Source organism: Actinomadura fibrosa (assembly GCF_900659615.1).
In the GTDB taxonomy this organism is placed as follows: domain Bacteria; phylum Actinomycetota; class Actinomycetes; order Streptosporangiales; family Streptosporangiaceae; genus Spirillospora; species Spirillospora fibrosa.
Map to the genome: position 1 here is coordinate 1 of NZ_CAACUY010000467.1, position 3,232 is coordinate 3,232.

Annotated in this window: 3 protein-coding genes; all 3 read right to left on the reverse strand. The window is 73.8% G+C overall.

What is annotated here, in order from left to right; translation table 11 throughout:
- The coding region (locus E1300_RS53195) for a biotin/lipoyl-containing protein (protein ID WP_306440713.1) at window positions 1-426 on the reverse strand (426 nt) is incomplete at its 3' end.
- A 67-nt stretch (window positions 427-493) separates the two neighbouring features.
- Entirely contained in the window at window positions 494-1,888 is a 1,395-nt protein-coding gene (gene lpdA / locus E1300_RS48640; RefSeq protein WP_131764026.1) for a dihydrolipoyl dehydrogenase, read from the reverse strand.
- 134 nt (window positions 1,889-2,022) lie between these two features.
- A partial coding sequence (locus E1300_RS48645) for a leucyl aminopeptidase (RefSeq protein ID WP_131764027.1) occupies window positions 2,023-3,232 on the reverse strand: 1,210 nt, incomplete at its 5' end.

Here is a 3,232-nt window from a genome sequence, read left to right on the forward strand (position 1 = left end):
CTGCGCGGGCGGCGGCCACGCGGCGGGCGGCGGGGCCTGCTGCGCCTGCGGCTGCTGGGCCTGAGGCTGCTGCGGCGCCTCCTGCTGGGGCGCCTCCTGCTGCTGCGCGGGGGCCTCCTGGGCGGGGGCCTCCTGCTGCGCCTCCTGCGGCTGCTCGGCCGGGGCACCGCCGCCGGACGGCGCGTCGCCCTCGTCGCCGATGACGGCGAGCTCGGCGCCGACCTCGACGGTCTCGTCCTCGGCGACGGTGATGCTGGTCAGGATCCCGGACGCGGGCGAAGGGATCTCGGTGTCGACCTTGTCGGTCGACACTTCGAGAAGCGGCTCGTCGGTCTCGACGCGCTCACCCTCCTTCTTCAACCAGCGGGTGACGGTGCCCTCGGTGACGCTCTCGCCGAGCTGGGGCATAGTGACGGAGACCGGCATGGCTCTCAGCGACTCCTTCGGAAGAACCTTCGAGTGAAACGGTGCGGCTCGTACGGGTGCGGCGGTGTCAGCCGTGCACGTGCAGCGGCTTGCCGGCGAGGGCGAGGTGCGCCTCGCCGACCGCCTCGGACTGGGTCGGGTGGGGGTGGATGAGCTGGGCGACCTCGCCGGGCAGGGCCTCCCAGTTGTAGATGAGCTGCCCCTCCGCGATGAGCTCGCCGACGCGCGCGCCGACCATGTGGATGCCGAGGACGGGGCCGTCCACGGCGGCGATGACCTTGACCTCGCCCTGCGTCCCCAGGATCTTGCTCCGGGGGTTGCCGGCCAGGTCGTAGGTGAACTCCTTGACCTCGTGCCCGCGTTCCCGGGCCACGGCGGTGGTGATGCCCACCGAGGCGACTTCGGGGTCGGAGTAGGTGATGCGCGGCACGCCGTCGTAGTCGATCGGCGGCGGGGTCAGCCCGCCCAGCCGCTCGGCGACGAGGATGCCCTCGGCGAAGCCGACGTGGGCCAGCTGCGGCGTCGGGATCAGGTCGCCGACCGCCGAGATCGTGGGGACGCTCGTCCGGCAGTACTCGTCGACCTTGACGAAGCCGCGCTCGGTCTCGACGCCCGCCTCGGCGAGGCCGATGCCGTCGGAGACGGGGCCGCGGCCGACCGCGACGAGCAGCAGCTCGGCGTCGATCACCTTGCCGCCCTCCAGCGTGACCGAGACGCCGCCCGGGGTGGGCTTGACGCTCTCGAACCGGACGCCCAGCTCGAACTTGATCCCGCGCTTGCGGAAGGCGCGCTCCAGCCGCTTGGAGCTCGACTCCTCCTCCAGCGGCAGCAGGTGGGGGAGCGCCTCGACGATCGTGACCTCGGCGCCGAACGACCGCCACACGCTGGCGAACTCGACGCCGATGACGCCGCCGCCCAGGATCACGACGGAGCCGGGGACGTGCTGGAGGCGCAGCGCGTGGTCGCTGGAGATGACGCGCTCGCCGTCGATCTCCAGGCCGGGCAGCGACTTCGGCGCGGATCCGGTGCCGAGGACGATGTGGGCGCCCTCCAGGGTGCGGACCTCGCCGTCCGGCGTGGTGACCTCGACGCTGGTCGGGCCGGCGAGCCGGCCGGTGCCGTGCACGACCTCGATGCCGCGGGACTTGATCAGCCCCGTGAGGCCCTTGACGGTGGTGGAGACGACCTTGTCCTTGTAGGCGTGGACGCCGGCGACGTCGATGCCCTCGAAGACGGCCTTGACGCCGAACTTCGCCGCCTCGCGCGTCTGGTCCGCCACCTCGGCCGCGTGCAGCAGCGCCTTGGTGGGGATGCAGCCGCGGTTCAGGCAGGTCCCGCCGAGGGACTCGTCCCGCTCGATGAGGGCGACCGACTTGCCGAGCTCGGCGGCGCGCAGCGCGCACGCGTACCCGCCGCTGCCGGCTCCCAGGACCACGATGTCGTAGGGGCCGCTGTTGGCCACTTCCCGCTCCCTCTCCCGGTGCGGCGCCGCGTGGATCGCGGCGCCCGGCGCGGGGCGGGGGCCGGCCGGTGTCGGCGGCCCCCACCACCACGAAGAACCTATTAGCTTGTCCCGCCGGCCGCGTGCGGCGGGGTCTACAGAACCCCGGCGGCGAGGTCCTCGGCGATCTGGACCAGCGTGCGGGTGGCGGCGCCCGTGCCGCCCTTCGGGGTGTACCCGTACGGCTCGCCCTTGTGGAAGGACGGGCCCGCGATGTCGAGGTGGGCCCACTTCACGCCGTCCGGCACGAACTCCTTGAGGAAGACCCCGGCGACCAGCATGCCGCCCCAGCGCTCGCCGCTGATGTTGGCGATGTCGGCCACCGCGGAGTCCAGGCCCTTGCGCAGCTCCGCGGGCAGCGGCATGCCCCACGACGCCTCGCCGGCGCGGCCCGCCGCCGCGACCACCTTCTCACGGACGTCGTCGTCGTTGGCCATGACCCCCGTGGTGCGGGTGCCGAGCGCGACGAGCTGCGCGCCGGTCAGCGTCGCGACGTCCACGATGAGGTCGGGATCGTCCTCGCCGGCGCGGACGAGCGCGTCGGCCATGACGAGGCGGCCCTCGGCGTCGGTGTTGAGGACCTCGACGGTCTTGCCGCCGTAGATGCGCAGCACGTCGGACGGGCGCTGGGCGGTGCCGCTCGGCATGTTCTCGGCGATCGCGAGGTAGCCGACGACGTTGACCTTCGGGCGGAGCTCGGCGATCGCTGCGAGCGCGCCGAGCACGGCGGCCGCGCCGCCCATGTCGGACTTCATCCAGTCCATCGCCTCGGCCGGCTTGAGCGACAGGCCGCCGGAGTCGAACGTGATGCCCTTGCCGACGAGCGCGAGGGTCTTGGACGCCTCGGGGTGCGTGTAGGCGAGCCGGACGAGCCGCGGCGGGTTCACCGAGCCCTGCCCGACGCCCGCGATGCCGCCGTACCCGCCGTCGACCAGGGCCTTCTCGTCGAGCACCTCGATGGCGAGGCCCGCCTCGCCGGCGACGCGCTCGGCCTCGCCCGCGAGGTCCTCGGGGGCGAGGTGGGAGGGCGGGGTGTTCACCAGGTCGCGGACCAGGTTGATCGACTTGGCGAGGACCCGGGCGCGCTCGACGGCGGCGTCCGCGCCGTCCTGCGCGGCGGCCGGGCCGGCGAGGCGGATCTCCCCGACCGGGCTCTTGTGCTCGCCGGTGCGGTAGGAGTCGAAGGTGTAGTTGCCGAGGAGCGCGCCGAGCGCGACGGCCTCGACGTCGCCGCCGGACGCGGCGGGCAGGGCGACGCCCACGCGGGCGGTGCCCGCGAGCGCGCGGAGGGCAAAGCCGGGTGAT